The organism is Sphingosinicella sp. BN140058, from assembly GCF_004135585.1.
Lineage (GTDB): Bacteria > Pseudomonadota > Alphaproteobacteria > Sphingomonadales > Sphingomonadaceae > Allosphingosinicella.
In genome coordinates this window covers 247408-265167 of the sequence record NZ_CP035502.1, presented here as the reverse complement: position 1 = coordinate 265167, position 17760 = coordinate 247408, and the positions used below count along the sequence as shown (strand labels likewise).

At 62.5% G+C, this 17760-nt stretch carries 15 protein-coding genes; 9 read left to right on the top strand and 6 right to left on the bottom strand.

Annotation, left to right across the window (positions count from 1 at the left end):
* Positions 1 to 50 precede the first annotated feature (50 nt).
* Positions 51 to 704, top strand: a complete 654-nt coding sequence (locus ETR14_RS27570; RefSeq protein ID WP_129393294.1) for a DUF6036 family nucleotidyltransferase — start codon at positions 51 to 53, stop codon at positions 702 to 704.
* A 775-nt stretch (positions 705 to 1479) separates the two neighbouring features.
* Here the strand turns inward: ETR14_RS27570 and ETR14_RS27565 are convergent.
* Complete coding sequence (locus ETR14_RS27565) at positions 1480 to 1719, bottom strand: hypothetical protein (protein ID WP_129393291.1); 240 nt, start codon at positions 1717 to 1719, stop codon at positions 1480 to 1482.
* 773 nt (positions 1720 to 2492) lie between these two features.
* Complete coding sequence (locus tag ETR14_RS27560) at positions 2493 to 3458, bottom strand: hypothetical protein (RefSeq protein ID WP_129393288.1); 966 nt, start codon at positions 3456 to 3458, stop codon at positions 2493 to 2495.
* 116 nt (positions 3459 to 3574) lie between these two features.
* Between ETR14_RS27560 and dinB the strand changes: the two genes are divergently transcribed.
* A complete protein-coding gene (gene dinB, locus ETR14_RS27555) occupies positions 3575 to 4660 on the top strand; it encodes a DNA polymerase IV (protein ID WP_129393286.1) in 1086 nt (361 codons plus the stop codon).
* A gap of 30 nt (positions 4661 to 4690) precedes the next feature.
* Here dinB and ETR14_RS27550 read toward each other — a convergent pair whose 3' ends face one another.
* Positions 4691 to 4978 (bottom strand): hypothetical protein, encoded by a 288-nt coding sequence (locus ETR14_RS27550; RefSeq protein ID WP_129393283.1) that lies wholly within the window; start codon positions 4976 to 4978, stop codon positions 4691 to 4693.
* Positions 4979 to 5070: 92 nt separating this feature from the next.
* Positions 5071 to 5403 (bottom strand): hypothetical protein, encoded by a 333-nt coding sequence (locus ETR14_RS28685; RefSeq protein WP_165356682.1) that lies wholly within the window; start codon positions 5401 to 5403, stop codon positions 5071 to 5073.
* Between the two features lie 548 nt (positions 5404 to 5951).
* Here ETR14_RS28685 and ETR14_RS27545 point away from each other — a divergent pair.
* From ETR14_RS27545 to ETR14_RS27525, 5 genes are all read left to right on the top strand, one after another.
* On the top strand, positions 5952 to 6323 hold the full coding sequence (locus tag ETR14_RS27545) for an SOS response-associated peptidase family protein (RefSeq protein WP_165356681.1): 372 nt from the start codon (positions 5952 to 5954) through the stop codon (positions 6321 to 6323).
* A 354-nt stretch (positions 6324 to 6677) separates the two neighbouring features.
* The gene (locus ETR14_RS27540; RefSeq protein ID WP_129393277.1) at positions 6678 to 8264 is read left to right on the top strand and encodes a hypothetical protein; all 1587 of its coding nucleotides are present in this window, start codon (positions 6678 to 6680) and stop codon (positions 8262 to 8264) included.
* A gap of 719 nt (positions 8265 to 8983) precedes the next feature.
* A complete protein-coding gene (locus ETR14_RS27535; RefSeq protein ID WP_165356680.1) occupies positions 8984 to 9448 on the top strand; it encodes a hypothetical protein in 465 nt (154 codons plus the stop codon).
* 318 nt (positions 9449 to 9766) lie between these two features.
* Positions 9767 to 10207 carry a hypothetical protein gene (locus ETR14_RS27530; RefSeq protein WP_129393271.1) on the top strand — a complete coding sequence of 147 codons (441 nt, stop codon included), beginning with the start codon at positions 9767 to 9769 and terminating at the stop codon, positions 10205 to 10207.
* Positions 10208 to 10262: 55 nt separating this feature from the next.
* On the top strand, positions 10263 to 11609 hold the full coding sequence (locus ETR14_RS27525; protein ID WP_129393269.1) for a hypothetical protein: 1347 nt from the start codon (positions 10263 to 10265) through the stop codon (positions 11607 to 11609).
* 773 nt (positions 11610 to 12382) lie between these two features.
* On the opposite strand, the gene ETR14_RS27520 is transcribed toward ETR14_RS27525, so the two are convergent.
* Together ETR14_RS27520 and ETR14_RS27515 are read right to left on the bottom strand one after the other, a co-directional pair.
* A complete protein-coding gene (locus tag ETR14_RS27520; RefSeq protein WP_165356679.1) occupies positions 12383 to 13840 on the bottom strand; it encodes an ATP-binding protein in 1458 nt (485 codons plus the stop codon).
* Between the two features lie 67 nt (positions 13841 to 13907).
* Complete coding sequence (locus ETR14_RS27515; RefSeq protein WP_129393263.1) at positions 13908 to 15395, bottom strand: ATP-binding protein; 1488 nt, start codon at positions 15393 to 15395, stop codon at positions 13908 to 13910.
* 795 nt (positions 15396 to 16190) lie between these two features.
* Between ETR14_RS27515 and ETR14_RS27510 the strand changes: the two genes are divergently transcribed.
* Together ETR14_RS27510 and ETR14_RS27505 are read left to right on the top strand one after the other, a co-directional pair.
* Positions 16191 to 17090 (top strand): hypothetical protein, encoded by a 900-nt coding sequence (locus ETR14_RS27510; protein WP_129393260.1) that lies wholly within the window; start codon positions 16191 to 16193, stop codon positions 17088 to 17090.
* Positions 17091 to 17159: 69 nt separating this feature from the next.
* The gene (locus tag ETR14_RS27505) at positions 17160 to 17636 is read left to right on the top strand and encodes a hypothetical protein (protein ID WP_129393257.1); all 477 of its coding nucleotides are present in this window, start codon (positions 17160 to 17162) and stop codon (positions 17634 to 17636) included.
* The last annotated feature ends 124 nt before the right edge of the window (positions 17637 to 17760 follow it).

The following is a 17760-nucleotide window of genomic DNA, read 5'->3' as shown; positions in this document are numbered from 1 at the left end:
CCGTTCTCCACTCTCATCGGCGTCACCAACCCGAGGACCAGGACCAAGCTATGGCGGCAAGCCCAACAAGGCCGATCGGTCGGGACGACCTCGTCCGGGCGATCCGCAGCGTAGCCAAGCTGTTCGAGACAGACACGGTCTACGTCATCGGCAGCCAAGCGTTGCTCGTCGCCCGCCCAGACGTAGACCGGAGGCTCCGATTCAGTCAGGAAATCGATTGCTACCCGGCCAATGCCGCCAAATGGCCTGACGAGCACGAAGGGCAGGAAGCTTCGGAGGCCATTGCCAGTCTTTTTGGAGAAGGCTCAAACTTCCACCAATCCTTCGGCTTCTTCATCGATGGCGTTGATGAGACGACGGCCATTCTCCCGGCTGATTGGCGGGATCGAAGCGTTCACCTCAAAGTCGCAGGCGAGGACGGCCGCCGGATAACCGCGATCGCTCCGCACCCAGCGGACATCGTAGCCGCCAAGCTAGTTCGCGGCTCCGAGAAGGACGTCATTTTCGCTTCCCTCTGCTTCGGCGCCGGTCTCACGACGAACGCCGCCGTCAAAGCGTCTCTCGCGAAGGCGGTTCCCCCGGAGCGGCTGGCAGCCTGTTTGAAGAAGGTGGACAAGGCCTCGCAATCCAAGAACGACCCAGACCGCGCAGCCGGCGGTCTCACCGACGATGAGCTGGCGGCCATGCTGGACCGCCGCCGTTAGGCCGTCTGCTGGGCCACACGGACAACCGCAGCCGCAGCCGCAGCAGTCAACTGTCAGTGGTCGTCCCTGAGCTCTCAGCGAATGCCGCCTCCAAGGCTGCTGCCAACGGAGAGGTTTTCGCTCGCTGCTTACGAGCCAGCCGATTGTAGAGAGCGCGGCCCTTCTCCTCCTGCCAGATCTTTCCCAGCTCCCGGACCGCTTTTTCGTTCGCCTTGATCTGGGCTGCAACCTTCTGCTTGCTCGCCTTATCGGCTTTCTTCCGTTGCTCCCGAAGCGCAGTGCCTGAGGATCCGACACCTCCCCGTCGACCCTTCGTCTTCGTGATCGACCCGAACCCCAACAGGGTTCCGCCCCCGGTGTACTGCCCTTTGCCCATTCTCGTCTCTGCTGTATCTGGAGGCGCTCGCCATCCTACGGCGAACAGCGTCCGGGCCACCCTTCCGATAGCCCGGTTCCGGAGCAATCGAGACCGTGTCAGTCCCGATCGCGAACGTTGTCATTCGTCTTTGAACTTGTGCGCCCAGAGATAGACTGCGCCCATCAGGCCGCACGACGCAACGACGGCCACGTCGTTGCTCCAGCTCTCGGAAAAGAGCTTAAACAAAGTCAGAGACCATGCAGCCGACAACGCTCCATACCCAGCGTTCTTCCACGCCCCCGGGCTCCTGAGAACCGAAGGCTTATCCCTCACGTCCAACACACGCCCCCTGCATATCAACGAAAACACCCGCAGCGCTCGCACTCGTGACTACCGCTCGCGGCGCTCTCGTCGCGGTCAAATCCAGGTCTCCACAACGTGTGGCTCATCCTCCGGGGCCCGATCGAGGCGCACAAGACCCGGCTGGATCCGCTCAAGCTTTCCCCTCACTTCGTCGAGCGTGCTCCCGGTCCAAGCCTCCGGGTGGACCGTGATCGTGCGGTCCCTGTTGGCAGTCTGTGCACGGAGCACGTATTCCACCCCCGGCACGTCCGCCGGACGATGATAGATGACCCAGACCGTAAGCAGCTCTTCCACGCAGACACTCCATCGTGCGACCCGCCCCCCACGCGTGGGATCGAGCGGTCGAAGTATCAACAGCTCCCCGCGTTCGCCAACCTATTCCGCAAAGCATCCAGATCACCTGGACGCTTCTGAGCTTCGCAAGACTGCGCGCCAGACCTGCCGGGCGCAGACATTGAGCTGGTCGACGCCCACGGTGCCCTGCAGGGTTGCGGGGACGCGGAACGCCGAGTGCGGAGGAGCGTTTTCTTTGGGCTAGTAGCGCTGCTGTCCTCTCGGGGGCGTGAGGGCGTTGCAGCACTCGCGACGCCCTGCTGCACGGCGGTGGGGCAGGGCGTCTACACATTGGCCAGCTTCATGGCCTCTCCTCGTTTCGGCGATCACGAAGGCCTAAACTGGGCGTGCTTTCTTCGGCCCGCGTGCGTCGCCAGGGATCGTGAGGTAGCTGCGCTACGGAGGCCGTCATCGAAGTGCTGGATCCAAACAACGACACTCTGAAGAGCTGGGCTGCTTCACGGGCCGACATGAGGATAGTCTGCCCGTGCGGCAGGACGATCAACATCCCTGCCAATCAGATCCTAGCCCGCTTCCGCGAAGATGCACCTCTCGACGCAGCCCGCTCGCGCCTGCGTTGTCTCACCTGCGGTCAGCGGGGGCAAGCGACCATGACCCCGGTGCCGCGCCTAACTCGGCAGTGAGGCCGCCGGCGGTGTCTGCCGATGCCGGCTCTACCCCGCGGCCATCCGCAGTCGGACCGTTTTGTCGCTGCCGACGACATCCGGCGTACCTCAGACAAGCACGTGGAACCTCGTTCGCATCACGGTCTCGAAGACATCGTCATTCATCTCGTTAGAGAACTCGATCCAGCTCTTCAGACCCTCATGCACGTCGTCCGTTGAGATGTGGCTGAGAGGCTCCATATCAGCGTCGAAATCCCTCAGAAGCGAGGGCCCGGCTCCCTTACTACTCGCCTCTCGCGCTGCGCGGCTCACACGATCAGACGTTTGGTTGATCCCGAGAGACGTCCGCGCCGTCTCCCAGGCTCTGGTCGACGAGCAGATAATGCCCGATCGATGAGCAAGCAGAGCAAGATTGTCGAGGCGCCAAGCGAGCATCGCACGATACGCTTGTATCGAGTATCTCTCACCGCTGGCTATGTTGGGCTCCTTGAGCTGGCCCTTGATGAAGTACCACATCGCCGAGTCGAACGGAGACGAAGCAGACATATAGGTGATCACGTATCTTGGCTCGATGAGTGCAGACCCTGCGAGCTCATTGAGATCGTTCATTGCGCTCTCAAGCAGAAGTAGCTCTGCGCGATCCCGCTCAAAGAGCGCATCAACCAGCGCTACCGCCATGTACACTTCGTCGAAGCTGCTCCCACTGGCTCGTGTCGCTACAGCATCCGCAGCGAACTCGAGAGCTTCCTCCCGCGCCATTTCGGTCGCCTCGATCGATTGGATCGCCCGCGCCCATTCAAGCGGCTCCGTGACCTGGCCGGCCATCGCCAAACCGTAACGTTGCCAATGGGCGGCCCAACCCTCGTTCGTCGACGTTACGTAGCGGCCCAGCGTTGCGACGCGGTCCGCAAGCCTACCGGTTGCACCGGCCCGGCTCATCAAGTCCGCTCCAGCGAGACAGCCCAATACAGCGGCGCGCGCCATGCGGGTCTCCGGCCGAGGGAGTCGTGCGAGAACGCTGAAGATTGATTCCAGGTCAAACGGCTCTTCGCCGTCGTCATCGTCATCTTTCAACGGGCACCCCCTCGCTGCCGACACGACTACGATACGATCACCATTACCGCTTTTGATCAAGTGTCCGCCACATGTTCGCGCTTTGTGCTAGCCCTCAATCACGCTAATCTGCCCGTATGTCAGCCGCCGGATGTCGCAAAATTATCCACGTCGACATGGACGCCTTTTTCGCGTCTGTGGAGCAGCGCGATGATCCATGCCTGCGGGGCAAGCCGCTGGTCGTCGCGGGCGCTTCCCCCCGGAGCGTTGTCGCCGCCGCAAGCTACGAGGCAAGGGAATTCGGGATCAGATCCGCCCTGCCCACCATGGCGGCCAAACAGCGCTGTGCTGAGTTGCTGATCGTTCCTCCTCGCTTCGACGTCTATCGCGAAGTCTCGCGCCAAATCCGATCAATCTGTGCGCGGCACACCCCTTTGATCGAGCCGCTGTCCCTCGACGAGGCCTATCTCGACGTAACCGAGAACATCCAAGGCTTGCCGACCGCGACAGATGTCGCGAACGACATTCGCGCGGCCATCTTCAACGAGACTGGGCTTACCGCTTCCGCTGGCGTATCCTACAACAAGTTCCTCGCGAAGCTGGGGTCAGGCTATAAGAAGCCGAACGGCATGACCATCATAAGGCCGGGGAGGGGAGAGGCTCTTGTCGCCGACCTCGAGGTGTCTCGTTTCCACGGCATCGGCCCCGCCACGGCAGCCCGAATGACCGAGCTTGGCATTCGGTTCGGCCGAGACCTTCGGTCGTTCCCCTTCGATCAGCTGCAGCGGCACTTCGGCAAATCCGCCGCCTATTATCACGCGATCGCGCACGGCGAGGACAACCGGCCGGTGCGTCCCGACCGAACTCGTAAGTCGTACGGAGCAGAAAACACCTTCGAGCAGGACATTGGCGATCGAGGGAAGCTCCTGGCCGAGCTGTCCGACATCGCTGACCATCTCTGGGAGGACCGCGCCCGCATCGGCCGCGACGGCCGGACCGTGACGCTCAAGGCCAAATACCGCGACTTCGAACTGGTGACCCGATCGAGGACCCTCAGCCAGCCGATGTCCGATCGGCTCTTGCTCGGCACCATCGTCGAGGAGCTGCTCGACTCGCTGCTCCCGTTGAGCCGCCCGCTGCGTCTTGTTGGTATTTCTATCTCCAATCTCGTCGACAAGGAAGCTGAGCGCGCCCAGCAAAGCCAAATGGCCCTTGCCCTCTGACCCGGCTGCGCCCGGCCGCTGCGCCCGGCATCAAAGCCTAGGGTCGTCCCGATAGAGATTCACCCAGTGAGCCATAGCCTTGCTGTGTCGCTTCGCCTTGTCTCGCGCCTCGAACCAAGCCACCGCGGCACCAGCCGCTGCAGTCCCGCACCAAGCCACCTCAAGCGGAGCCACCCACCGCAGGGCAATGAATACCGCGATCGTTGAAACGCATATGATGCCAGTCTGTATGCCAGCCCAGATCGGCTCGGGAAGCGGCGGCGGTACTTCCGCGTCGGCCTTCGCCTTGGCCGCGTTCCAGACTTTGTCGCTCACCATGTAGCCCCCAGAGCCTTCCTGCCTTTTGCTCGCCGGCGCCCACCGCCTGGTCGACGTCCTACTCCTCGGCCTGTGAGGCCGAACTCCGCGCGTCACCTCGCCACATACTCCAACTCTACGCGACCCTCTGGCCTTCGTCTCCCGCTTAGAGGATGGCGATGCCATCCCTCTGGCTCCCCTTTGAAACCACGCGACTTCCACTCAGCGAGCGCTGCGCGCGCTGCTGCCTCATCTTGATAGCACCAGCGATCGTTATACCCCATCGTGTCGCCGACTAGCCCAAGATGCATGCTCCAGTGGAAGAGCAGGGGACGGATACCGATCCATTGATCATCGGACGCGAGCTCGAGGCGAACATATCCTTCCCCGATCAGCCATTCGAGGAACAGCTCGCCTTCGGTCCAAGTCGTTGCCAGTTCGCCCACGCACGCTCCTTTGCTGAGCCACATTGCCCAGCATCTCCGGCCTCGTCCAGCAGCCCTGCGATGAACCTTGAAGGTCAGAAACGTGCTCTTCCTCCGCGGCGGCCGATTGGTTCACCGCTCTTGACCTCAGCGACGTCCAAAGCTTTGAGACGGCCAGCATGCAAGACTCACCTCCCGAAATCGAGGAATTCGAAGACGGATCCGTCGTCATGACACAGGGTGAGGCCCGAATCTTCTTCCCACCGGACGAATGGGAACGCTTTCGCCGCCGGCTAGAACGCATCGTGGAGGGCAAAGCCACGGGTCCTCAATTCATCCGCGTGCGCAATCCAGGGGAGGAGCCCTAATGTGCAATCGTTATAGGATGAGCGTCAAAGACGCGGAGCTAGCCACACACTACGGCGTCATCGTCCCGCCCGACTTCGACTGGCCCCAGCCCGAGCTCTTCCCGAAGAGGGAAGGGGTCGTGGTACGACGCAGCGGATCTGGGCTCCTCGAACTCGATAGGATGGTCTGGGGCTTCCCGCCGCCGCCCCAAGGCCGCTCCCGTGACCAACGTCCGAAACCTCGCCAGCCCGTTCTGGCGTTCGGCCTTGTCAAAGCCTGACCGCCGATGCCTCGTGCCAGTCACCTCGTTCTGCGAATGGGAAGGGGAGAAGGGGGCGAAACGAGATCGCTGGTTCAACGTCGCAGCATCGCAGATCTTCTCCTTCGCCGGTATCTGGAGGCCCCTCGATGACGGAAGCCGAGCCTACGCGTTCTTGACATGCGAGCCCAACATTCTCGTCAGCCCAATACACCCGAAAGCAATGCCGGTCATGCTCCAGCCTGAGGATTACGAGACCTGGCTCGACGGTGACGTTGCCGGCGCATGCGCACTCGCTCAACCCTTTCCTTCACAGCTGATGCAGCTCGCCTGATAGTGTGACGTCTTCCTGGGCGACGATCCGGCGCCGGCTCGGAGGACTATGCATGGGCCGAGCGCTTGGACGCCTCGCCGCAGGACCGACTCTATCCGGCTCGGACCGTGCGTCGGCCGCCCAAGCGGCACCCACCTCATCTGGCACGCTCACTCGACTGGACAGTTCGGAGAAGGTCCTCCTCGCGCACGCCGCCTCCATCCACACAGGCGATCCATAGGCCTTCTTCGGGATAGCTTTCGAAGACTTGCTTGCGCGATTATCCGCGACGGCTATCCTCCGATAACAACGGTGAGAGGGTCATGACGCTGGTCGATCCTGCAGCAGCCCCCCTCGAAGCAATAAGGCGAGAGGATGACCGAGCAACTCAACTTCGAGCCCGATGCTGCGCTTGCCTTGGCTCAAAGCCTCGTAGCGCGGCTCGGATCCATCGACTTCGCTGAAGCGGAGCCTATCAAGGATGGCTACCCGCTCGATCGCCATTTTGCGTTAGCAGACCGATCGGTCCTCTCGATCGACCACGACGGCGGGCACCATCGTTATGCCGTACATGGTCCTTGCGGCAACCCGCTCGGCCTCGCCATCCACGAACACTTTTTTTCAGAACGCGCATGGCATCGCGGACCAGAATCCTGGGTCAAAGCCCTCCTCGATTGCCTTGACACCCTCGGCTGGAACGATCTTCGCCGCGATCACCTTCGCTTCACCCCTCCCGGGTTCTACGCCCACTTTGGCCCCCCCGACGATGCCGATGACCGCTGGCAGGACGCGATCGCCATCCTGGCAGGGTTGCATGCCCGCTATCACCAGTCAGGGATCGATATCGCCCTGCGACCGGACGGAAACAGGTCCCCTCTCAGCATCTCAACGCGACCAGGTGCCTCGCCGCGGATCCGTGGCATTAGCCCAGATCTCGCAGCGTTTGTGGCCGCTCTGACGATGCGGCCGATGCTGACGTGGAACGAATCTGGCTCGCCTCAAGCGATCGGCGCCCGCCGGCGCTTCGGTGTGCCTCTGATGGGATTCGCTCAAATCACGAAGTCGTCGATACGCTGGAAACCGACCGACCCCGCCACTCCCGATGCAATCGACGCCGGCCGCTCGGCAGCCGCGCGTCATGGCCTCGATTTCGACCGCCTTCTCGTGACGTTGGAACCTCCGGTGATCCTTCGGCCGAAGCCGGACGTGCCGGTCACCTCGCGGATCGAATGGGAACTCGACCTTGGAGGTGCGCGCGCCTACGCATCACTCGACGCAGACATTCAGGCCGCCCTGAAACCAATTCTGCGCATCACTGACGAGCTCGTAATGGATGCTCCGCTTTTCTCAAAGACCAAGAGCGGCTGGAGCGCGCCGGAGGGGAGGGTCATCACTGGTCGCCAGGCGGAGATCCTGCTCCGAGCAAACCTCCTCACCGCCTACGACGAGTGGTTAAGCGGAAGCGTCTTTCTCCACCGGCTCGTCATGGGCCTCGCTCTCGCCGGATACGAGACCTGGGACGGCGTCGAAACCCTCGCCGCACTCGAGCACGTGCCGCAGGGCGTTCGCTTCGATCCCGAGATGTGGGGCGGCCACCGAATTGGTATCGCTGTCCTGAGCCGAGAGCGGGCGAGATTTATTCGCTCGGATCGACATTCTCCAAAGCGCTCTAGGGACTATGGGGAAGCGCGGCGAGCAACGGGCGACTACGCCTCCGCAATCGCAGCGATCGCCTATGACGACCGGCTCTGGCCGGATCACAGCCGGGATGGTGTCGCCGAGCTCGAAGGTCGCCCAAGCCTACCTGTCGATCCTTCTACAGACATGCGAGACCTGCCGGGGCCGCTCGGGCTCCTCTATCGAGCGCCCAAAGCCGATCGGCTCCTGATGCACCGATACCTTCGCGCCCTCTGGATAGAAGACAATGCTCCGCAAGATCCTTACGATTGGGCTCGCCCATAGAAGCAGCACTTCCGTCCACCGCGCCAAGGACGTCGGGCGCCTTGCCGCAGGTGCCCAGCAGAAAGTGGGCGAGCGCCACGGCTACGAAGGTGCCGCATGGTCTCCAATTGTGCTAAGCTGCGGCCATGCAGAGATCCGTCCAGCGGGCACGAGCAACCATAGCCTGGTCAACATACCTAGGCGCGTGGGTCGCTGAGATGCAGCGGCGCCGCCTCAATCCGGCTCGCCTGACGACCCTCGTTCCTGTCTCCACTCTCCTAGCCGGATACCCGGGCACTCCCCCCGCCGTCTGGTGGGCTCGGTCACGGGTCCGCGAGAACTTAGTCGCTCTCAACAGAGCGGTCGAAGGGCAGTGGCTCACTGACGCCCATCTCGATCCGGAGATCCCACGAAGCACGGGCGAGCAGGCCACGGTCTCGCGCCTCACGCGAACCGATGGCGACGCAGCGCAAAATTGCGCCCTCCTTACTCTCGCGTCTCTCCACCCTCGCTTCCGAACAACGAAGAGATCAAGCCGATCTGACCTCCTAAGCTACCCTGACCACGAAAGCCTTACCCGAGCCTGTCACCAACTCGTCGGTCGCTCGCCCTGGCTGGCTTGGCATAATGAGGTTCTTCCAATCGGGGTTCGCGATCCGAAGATCCATCTTCAGAGCGCCGAGGCGGCCGCACAATTCTTCGCGGCGGAGCACGCAGCGACGTTTCGCGCCTACTCAGCCGTGGTGTTCGATCTCGTCGACGCTCTCCCGGCCCCGATCCGCAGGGCAATGAAGACGACAGAGGCTCGGGAACTCGCGGCCGAGACAGCGGCGCGCGCCGCCGCCGCCGCGGACGCGGAACGCGCTAGGCAACAGCATCATGAATGGCTGGCACTGCGGGCCAGAGAACGGGAGACAGAGCAGGCCGCCCACGCCGCCCGCTTAGCACTGGTTAACGATCACCGGCTAAAAGCTGGCTATTCGCCGATCAAGGACTTCTCCGCGTGGCACAGCGTCTCGGACGACGAGCTCCGGCGCCTGCTCTGGAGCATGCCCACCGTCCATGTGGCCCGCCAATTCGACGTCAGCGATGTCGCTGTCCACAAGGCAGCTCGCTCGCGGCACATCGCCAACCCACCACGAGGCTTCTGGGCCAAGGTTGCTGCCGGAAAGCTCCCTCACCCGCGAGGCGAGCCCCAACCGTAGCCGTGCCTGAGCTGCTCTTCCCACTTGCCTACCGCAACGGTGTACAGCCTCTCTCGTCCTGCACCGCAGTGACGAACGAACGGCAGACCACCTTCTTCCCGCGCCGCGGCGTTCACCGGCATGACCGGGAGACATGCCCCGCCACCGCGCAGCTCTTGGATGACCTGCGCCGGCTGAAAGGGTTGTGCGCGACGCAATGAGGCAATAGGCCAAGCATGGTGACGCGGATGGACACCGGCTGGAATGCGACCACCGTTGGGTCTTTTGCCAACCACAAACACCGCCCGCTTTCCGCTCACGTGAGCCTAAGGATTGCCGATGATGAGAACGCGCCGAATTCTCCTCAGCATCGCCGCGACCAGTGCACCGTTCTCGTCGATGGCGCACCTCGGGGGCGACCAATCGGACCAGGCGATCATCGATCAAGCGGCACGGCGAGAGTTCGGCCTCGCACACGAACGATGGCGCTGTACGAGTACAGCCTCGGGCGAGCCCGACACCGAAACTGTCCAGTTCGGCGTCTTCAGAACGCACATCCGCGATGAGGTGGGCCACGAGCACGTGATCGCGCAGGACGACGACAACGTGCTGGTGGCCTCCTACTCGTTTCGCTTGCCAATTGGTGCTGGAAAGTGGGACCAGGCGGTTTCGACGCTCATCATCGACAGGAAGTCCGGGCGATTTCGAAGCGGCGGCATGACACTTAGCGGAGCCCCGCTTCGCGAAACGACGGGGATCTGTGTGCGGAACCCGAACTAGGCGCCTCAGGGGAGGAGCCCTGATGCGCCATCGCCGACGGTGACGCCGCCGCCGCATGAGCCATTCGGCCTTGGCGGTCCGCACCAGGGCACAAAATCCTAATCGCTTTAGCCCGACCTCGACAAAGTCACCGCCTCGGGGCAAGATCGACGGGCCATCACGCGAGCCTCACATGTACGCACCGACCCCTGAGGATGCCCTCGCTCGCAACCACCTCGAAGTGCGCGCATTCGCGAACGGACAAATCGCCAACATCTACTTCCACCACGGTGGGGAGCCGAAGTGGCGTGCGCTTCTCCGGTTCCATGAGGCGGCCCGATACGATCCGGACGCAAGCTTCACCCTCGGCAACATCCTGGGCACCGGCATCCGCGCTGCGCGTCCGGACCGTAGGCGCCTTGTAAGCCGGCTCTACAGTCGTGCCGTGAAGCTTGGGCTCGCGCGTCTAGATGCCGAAGAGGCTGCTTCCCCGTTTCCTAAACGGGAAACCTACGTCCGAGACATTGTCTCACGAGCGTTGGTGAACGATGGGCTACTCTACCAATACCAGCTCAAGATGCCGGATATCGCGTACGCTCACTACCTACGGGCATCCAGGATTTTCCCGAATGCAGTCGCGTTCATGAACCTTGGCCTCATGAACTTCTGGGGCATGATCCCGACTGCCAACATGGCAGACGTGCCCGCTTTCTACCGTGCGGCAATGGAGGCAGGGCGAAGCTGCTTTCACGAGAAGCCCCACTGTCCTTGTATAATGGCGCACGTCAATGCCATTGAGCGCATCCCTGCCACCGAGCTCGCTGGCAAGGTCGACGAGCTGCGCGTTCGCGCCCGGCAGGGGCTCCTCGGCGCTGAGCTTCCTCCGACCTCGGGTCTCCACCCACTCACCGCCGGAGCGGTCGAGGAGCTCCTCGCAAATGCACTCTCCGGTTTGCGATTCGAGCAGGTGACAATGCGCGTCGCGATCCTCGCGTCGGTACTCGCGACTGCAGCAGCCCACTTCACTACGGCAGCCAATGATGCTTACGCCCACCTCCAATCAGTCGCCGATAGCATCCGCACCAGCCACAAGCGCAACCCGCTGATGAGCGATACGCTCCGGGAAAGCGCATCGCGAGCGGAATGCATGACCCTGTTCGATCCCGCGCCGCGGGAGAGGCTCGCGCTCACCCTCGTGGCGATCCACACCGAGCTCGCTGCGGTCGCCGAGGAGTTGCCCAGGGGGCAGGGGGACGCTTTCCACCTTCATGTCATGAAGACAGCCTTCTACGAGGCCGATCCAGGGTGGCGCTACGGCCTAGCCTCTACTGCGGCAGGGGCATTCATCTCCGGTCTCTCGATGGACGGCATCCGTATCGCCATCCCAACCGAGATCGGGCAGGCCTCCGACCACGCCACGTGACGAGGCGGCGCGGTGCATGCACCGCCTCAACCGGACGCCGGCAGTCACGAAAGCAACGCTAAGCTGGTTCCAGACAGGCTGACCGCGGCTGACGAGCAATCTCCGCCGCCGGACTGCCCGAGGGTGGGTAGGATCTAGCCAGCCAGATCGATATATCCCGCCGCAGCGCCTCTCTGGCGGCGCTCACAGACGGCCGCGTGGCTGATGCCTCTGAACCGGGCTCAGTCCACTTCGAATCAATGCTGCAGTTCATCACGTCGTCCCCAAATCGACGCCCCATCGATACGGCCGGGACGGTTTCTATTCCACGGCACAGGACCGGAAATCTCGTCATCACCTATGCGGCCGAGGTCCGGATTTGTCCGCCGGTCTCGCCCTTTGGAGATCTCTCTTCAATGCCTGGTCGCCATCTTAGCCTCGATGGCGGCGATAGCGCGGGCTACGTCCTCTAGCGATCGTCGGACCAAAGCGTCTCGCTTCAGGGCCTCCAATTCGCACATTGGCAACAGTTGGAGAGCGGCGATCTCCATCAACCAGGTATCGGCTCGCGGCTCCATAAGCACGCTCAACGAAGACGCGCTGCGAAGGTGTCATGCAGCGGCCAAGAGATCATCGCGCCTGTGGAAGAAGCGAGGCGGCATTCTAGGCAACAGTGGGCCTTGCCACCGGCGCTGCGTCACTCGCGGACGCCCGTTAAGTCATTTACAACAAACAAAAAAGTGTGATAATAAGGATTATGTTTAGCAGGCGTAACGATCTGCAGGGGCTCGGTTCTAGTCGACTTTCTTGAGCTGCACGATGAAGCGCGTTCCGCCGTCCTTCCGATCTTCGACCCAGATCTTGCCGCCATGCTTTTCGACAATGGTCCGGCTGATCGACAAGCCTATTCCGAGCCCACGTTCTTTCAATGATGCAACCGGTTCGAAGAGCCGGTTACGCTCGGCGGCCGGTATCCCAGGTCCCCGATCGGAGATCTCGACCCGGACTGCCGCGCCGGCGTCGGACGCTCGCAGACCTAGGTCCTTCATATCCGACGCGTGCATCGCCTCGACGGCGTTGCGCAGCAAGTTGATAAACACGTGCTGCAGCTGGACGGCATCTCCAACCACCAACAAACCCCTTGGCACTTGCAGAGTTATCGCCAACGAGGCCTTGTCGACCCCCAGTAGCACCATCGCCAACGCGTCGTCACAGACGGTTCTGAGATCGACGACACCGCTCGGCGCCGTCCGGTTATCGATCGATCTGCGAAGACTCCGAATGATCTCTCCGGCGCGATCGATGCTAAGCTTGGCGTGTTGGACGCCCTCGGCAAGAAGCTCCCGGTCGAGTTCCTTGGCCGCCATAGCCCGCTCGAGCCCGCCTATGAAATTCCGGGCCGCCGTCAACGGCTGGTTCAGCTCATGAGCCAGGGTCGACGCCATGGTCCCCATCGCGCTGATGCGAGACATCTGGACGAGCTCGGCCTGAAGCCTCCGCAGCTCTTCCGCCGCCTGGTGCGCCGCACTCAGGTCGATCAACGCTCCTAAGAGGCGTGTTGGACGCCCAGCTTCCTCTGCGGTGGGATATGCCCTCGTCCTGACCCTCGCGTAGCGACCGGCCGCAGCGAGCACACGGTATTCTTTGACCCAGACGCCGCCTCCGACGCTAAGGGCTTCCTGCGCGCCCGACCAGACTCGGGCGCGATCGTCGGGGTGAATGCGATCAAGCCACCACCGGATCGGCACTCCGTCTGGGATGTCCTCCCCGAAGAACGTCTGTCCGGCAGGACTCCAAACCAGCCGGTCCGCATCTACGTCCCATTCCCAAAGGACCTCTTCCGCGGCCTGGGTGAGCAGCCGATGTTTCGACCGCAGATCATCGAGTTCGGTCTGAGCTATCGATTGGGCAGTCACCTCGCGGGTGATGAAGGCTATTCCCTCGCCCCACGGCTCTACCCGGGTGATTGCCCACCGCCGCTCCTCCGCCAAGTTTGCAAACCGGAGGCGAACGCTTCGAGGCTCCCGCGCTTTCATCACCTGCTTGGCGGCAGCGCCCAGTTCCAGGGCGTCAAGATCAGGCCATACCTCCCAGACAGAGCGGCCCACCAAGACATCTGCAGTGCGGCCGTCCATGGCAGCCGCAGCCTTGCTCGCCCATCCGATCTTGAAATCCGGAGCAATCACCACAACCGCGAGACGCAGATGTTCAACCAGCTCCACCAACCGGTCGTTCTCGAAAGCTACGATCATTTGTTCTTTCATTGCCGGCGAAGCCTCAGGCTGGCGGTCCTCCGCCGTCCCCCAACGGCTCAGCCGATCAACGCACGGCGGGGGCTTGTCGCCGCTTATTCGCCAACTTTGGTATATCGATGATGAAGCGGGTCCCCCGAACAACCCCAGACTCAGCCCAGATCTGCCCGCCGTGCGCCTCGATTATCGTGCGGCTGATCGGAAGCCCGATGCCCATCCCCGTATCCTTTGTCGAGGTGAACGGCTCGAAGAGCCGCGCCTTCTTCTCGGGTGCGATGCCCGGCCCGTTGTCTACCACCTCAATACGGGCAATTTTCTCCCTGCTCGTAGCCCTGACCAGAATCGAACCATCTTCCTGTCCATTCATAGCTTCGGCCGCGTTCCTGACCAGATTGACCAGGACCTGCTGCAGCTGAACTGGGTCTCCCTCGATCTTGAGGTCGGCATCCACCTCCTGCACTGCGTGAATTGACCGCTGCCCGAGCAAGCCGAACTCAACTGCCTCCTTGACCGCGGTGGCAACCGAGAACGTCTCGACGGACACCCTTCCCTTCATCACCATTCGCCGCAGCCGCCGGATGATCTCGCCAGCACGCTCTGCAGATTCCATCGCGAGACCAACCCCCTCCCTGACGCTCGGCACATTCGCGGGGTCCCCCTTGTCGAGCATCTGCCTCGACATGCCGAGATAGTTCATGATCGCTGTCAGCGGCTGATTCATCTCGTGCGCCAGGGTGGAGGCCATCGTGCCCATCGCAGACAGTCTTGCGACATGCACAAGCTCGGACTGAAGACGGGCCACCTCCTCTTCCGCTTCACGGCGACCGGTCACGTCCGTCAGGGCTCCAACCCCGGAGGACGCGACACCGTCTGCCTCCCGAAGGAAGAAGCATTTCTCGCTGATCTGCGCCCATTGACCATCGCCCCGCCTGAGACGGTAGTCGCACGTCCAAACAGCACCGGGCCCGCTCAGTGCCTCCCTAAGGCTCGTGGCTACCCGATTTCGATCCTCCGGGTGGATCCGCTCCACAAACCAATCGAGCGTCGTCGCCCTCTCCTCAAGCGGCAACCCAAGAAACGACAGCGCTCGATCTGCCCAGACGAGCCTATCCGCCGCGATGTCCCACTGGTAGATCATGTCCTCCACCGCAAGCGTCGCCAACCGGTATCGGTCGGACGCTTGTTCAAGAGCCCGCTCAGCTCGCACCCGCTTGCTCACGTCTTTCGACACGAGCAGCAGGCCATCGCTCCACGGTACAACGGCGGTTTCCACATCCAGCGCCCTGCCAGCGGACCCTTTCCAAGTCGCCTGCACCGTTTGCCCCACACGCGAGCGCATCACCTCGCGAACAGCATCGCCAATCTTCCCCCGGCTGATATCCGGCCAAACAGCGATAAGCTTCTGCCCGAGGATCTCCGATGCAGATCGGCCGTCCCACTTCAGAGCCAACTCGTTCAGGCGCCGGACAGAGAAATCCGCCCCAATTTCCATCGCGGAGTGCCCGAGCCCAAGCAGCAGACGATCCAATTCCTCTTGCGTCACTGAACTCATCATGCGCTCCCACTGACGCGCCCCACGCGCAAGGTCAACCCGCTGAAATAACGGCAGATTTCATGATACGGAGAACAAAGCCCACTCGCCTCGCAAGCTCCGGTGACCGCGTACTATTCCCAGGTGGACAGGCGATCAACCGTTAATTTCTCCGGTCGGCCGGGCGGGCCGCTGGATTTTCACCTATGATAGGCTAACCCTTTCGCTCCCCTAGCTCCTTAATTGCGCGAGCTTTGCGAGCCTCATCTCGTTCTTCCTGAACCCAAGCCGGCTGGATAAGGAAAGGTTCCATCCCGCTCGATGCTGGCTGCGCCACCGGCGCTGCTTCCATCGTCTTTTCGCTCATTGACGCCTCTCTATATCGTTGCAAAGCAGAAGCGCGTTAGATTGTTCCAGCGACAGCCGACGATGTAAACAACAATCTACGTAGTTTCCACAGGCCGCCACACCCGGGCGCTAAAGATCCAGCAAACTTCCTAGACTCACAGCCGCCTGCGCGTCTATCCTCGGGCCAACCCCGCCGGAGCTCAAGATGTATCGCGCCCTCACCCGCCTGCCCGTGCAGATGATCTCGAAAGCTAAGGAGCTCAATGGGAAACGGCGCCGTCGCCGCGCGCCATGCAACGGCTGCGCACGCACGCTGTTGAACCAGCGGTGGCCAAGCCTCTTCGAGCTTATTCGTGGAGGCTGGACGTGCTCCAGCTGCGGGCAGCGCCACGAGCAACGGCGCGGTCGAGTCTCCGAGCTGCCGTCGGGGCTCCTACCAGCCGAGTGAAGGGAAGGTCCTCGAGGCTTCCCTTGCGGATCGTCCCGCAGGAGGAAAAGATGCAGCCATCAACGTCGTCCGCCGAAGTGCCTCTTTGGCTCGCCGATATCATGGCAGCCGCGCCCGATCCGCGATCCGCGTGTGACCAGTTGCTGTTCCACGGCACCTTGGAGACATTCGCTGGGCCGCTGAAAGCCAGTGGTTGGGAGGCTTTGCGGTGGACCTGCGACGATCCATGCGTCGCACAGAGCTACTGCCCAGACGTCGGCTGCACCACGGCCTGGTGGGCTCCCATGGATTATCGCCTCGACGAGAAGCTGCTTCCCGACGGTCCGATCAACCAGATCATCTTCCGCGAGCTTGGCTTCGACGAGCTCGCCCTCGACGCGAAGCGTGACCAGACGGGGCGCCTGTTATCCTGGCGCGTGCTCCCCGGCCACCCGACTTGGCGCGATGCGTCCGCGTTCATGCAAGCCTTGGGCTACAGCACGGCACCCGAAGCCTGCAACTGGGTCAAGACCGCGGACCGGGGCAATTTCATCGAAATCCAGCCGGCGCACCACAAAGAGCCAGGACGGCTCTTCATCCTCGAACGGCCGCGCGATCTTCGAGTGTTCGATTTGGCGAGCACTGCAGAAGGCGGCCTCTCCGGCCGTCAGTGGATGCAAACACCGATCTTCCGGTCACTTGCGGCCAGCCGCCGCTGGGACGCCATTGAGATCGCAGACGTGAACGACTCGCCCGAGCTCGGGCAGTTCGAACATCGCTCGATCGGCCTTTTTGCCCCTGCCCTCCTCCGGCTGCGGTACCATACCATTCCGATCGTCAACTTCGATCCCTGGGATTGCTGGCGGCGGCTCGATCGCAGCACGACCCCAGAGTTCGACGCTCTCTGGGCCTCGTGCCAAGTCGAGACCGCCCTCGCCGCGTGAGAAACCCGCTCTTGCCCCGATCCATCCGTTCGGCGAGAACACCGTCACCCATCATTCGAAAGCACAGGAATGACCAGCCAGCACTTGCCTCGGGACGCTGCGAATGATCGCGAAGCCGAGGCGGTTCACAGCTTTCCGCATGGCAGGATCGCCGCCTCTCTCTCGGACTTCGTCTCCGGCAACCAAGCGTTACCGGGAAACACTCAGCGCGCCGTGGGAGCCAAGATCGACCGCTGCCTCAAAGCGCTCGCCGCTATGGCGCCTGGCACCGAGTTGACGCTCGTCGAAGACTTCTCGTTCGAAGGCGACGATGGGCACCCTCTCGACCTCACCCTTGCTATGGTGCTCTCGCGTACCTTCGTTCGCTTCAACATCGCTCACCGAGAGGACGGCTCCCTGGCAGTGGACGAGTTCGACATCTTCATCGAGCGGACGGGCGACCTCCGGATCCTCCGGGATTCGATCAAGAGCCATGTTGATTTGAAGAAGCGCCACCTCGATGCCGCGGCCACCGAGGATCTGCTCGGCACCAAATCGGCCGGTTGAAGCCTCCGGCCGGCGCAGCCGAATGCGTGCCGCTCGCCAGAGGGACTGACGTCTACGCCGGCCGCGCACCCCGCGGAAGCGCTCGGATGATCTTACATGGCTCGGCAAAGCCCGGCTTGTGGCT

Coding starts and splice junctions, on each gene's coding strand:
- ETR14_RS27505 (WP_129393257.1), top strand. CDS start 17,160: ATGACCAGCCAGCACTTGCCTCGGGACGCTGCGAATGATCGCGAAGCC.
- ETR14_RS27520 (WP_165356679.1), bottom strand. CDS start 13,840: ATGATCGTAGCTTTCGAGAACGACCGGTTGGTGGAGCTGGTTGAACAT.
- ETR14_RS27570 (WP_129393294.1), top strand. CDS start 51: ATGGCGGCAAGCCCAACAAGGCCGATCGGTCGGGACGACCTCGTCCGG.
- ETR14_RS27530 (WP_129393271.1), top strand. CDS start 9,767: ATGATGAGAACGCGCCGAATTCTCCTCAGCATCGCCGCGACCAGTGCA.
- ETR14_RS27525 (WP_129393269.1), top strand. CDS start 10,263: ATGAGCCATTCGGCCTTGGCGGTCCGCACCAGGGCACAAAATCCTAAT.
- ETR14_RS27515 (WP_129393263.1), bottom strand. CDS start 15,395: ATGATGAGTTCAGTGACGCAAGAGGAATTGGATCGTCTGCTGCTTGGG.
- dinB (WP_129393286.1), top strand. CDS start 3,575: ATGTCAGCCGCCGGATGTCGCAAAATTATCCACGTCGACATGGACGCC.
- ETR14_RS27540 (WP_129393277.1), top strand. CDS start 6,678: ATGACCGAGCAACTCAACTTCGAGCCCGATGCTGCGCTTGCCTTGGCT.
- ETR14_RS27550 (WP_129393283.1), bottom strand. CDS start 4,978: ATGGTGAGCGACAAAGTCTGGAACGCGGCCAAGGCGAAGGCCGACGCG.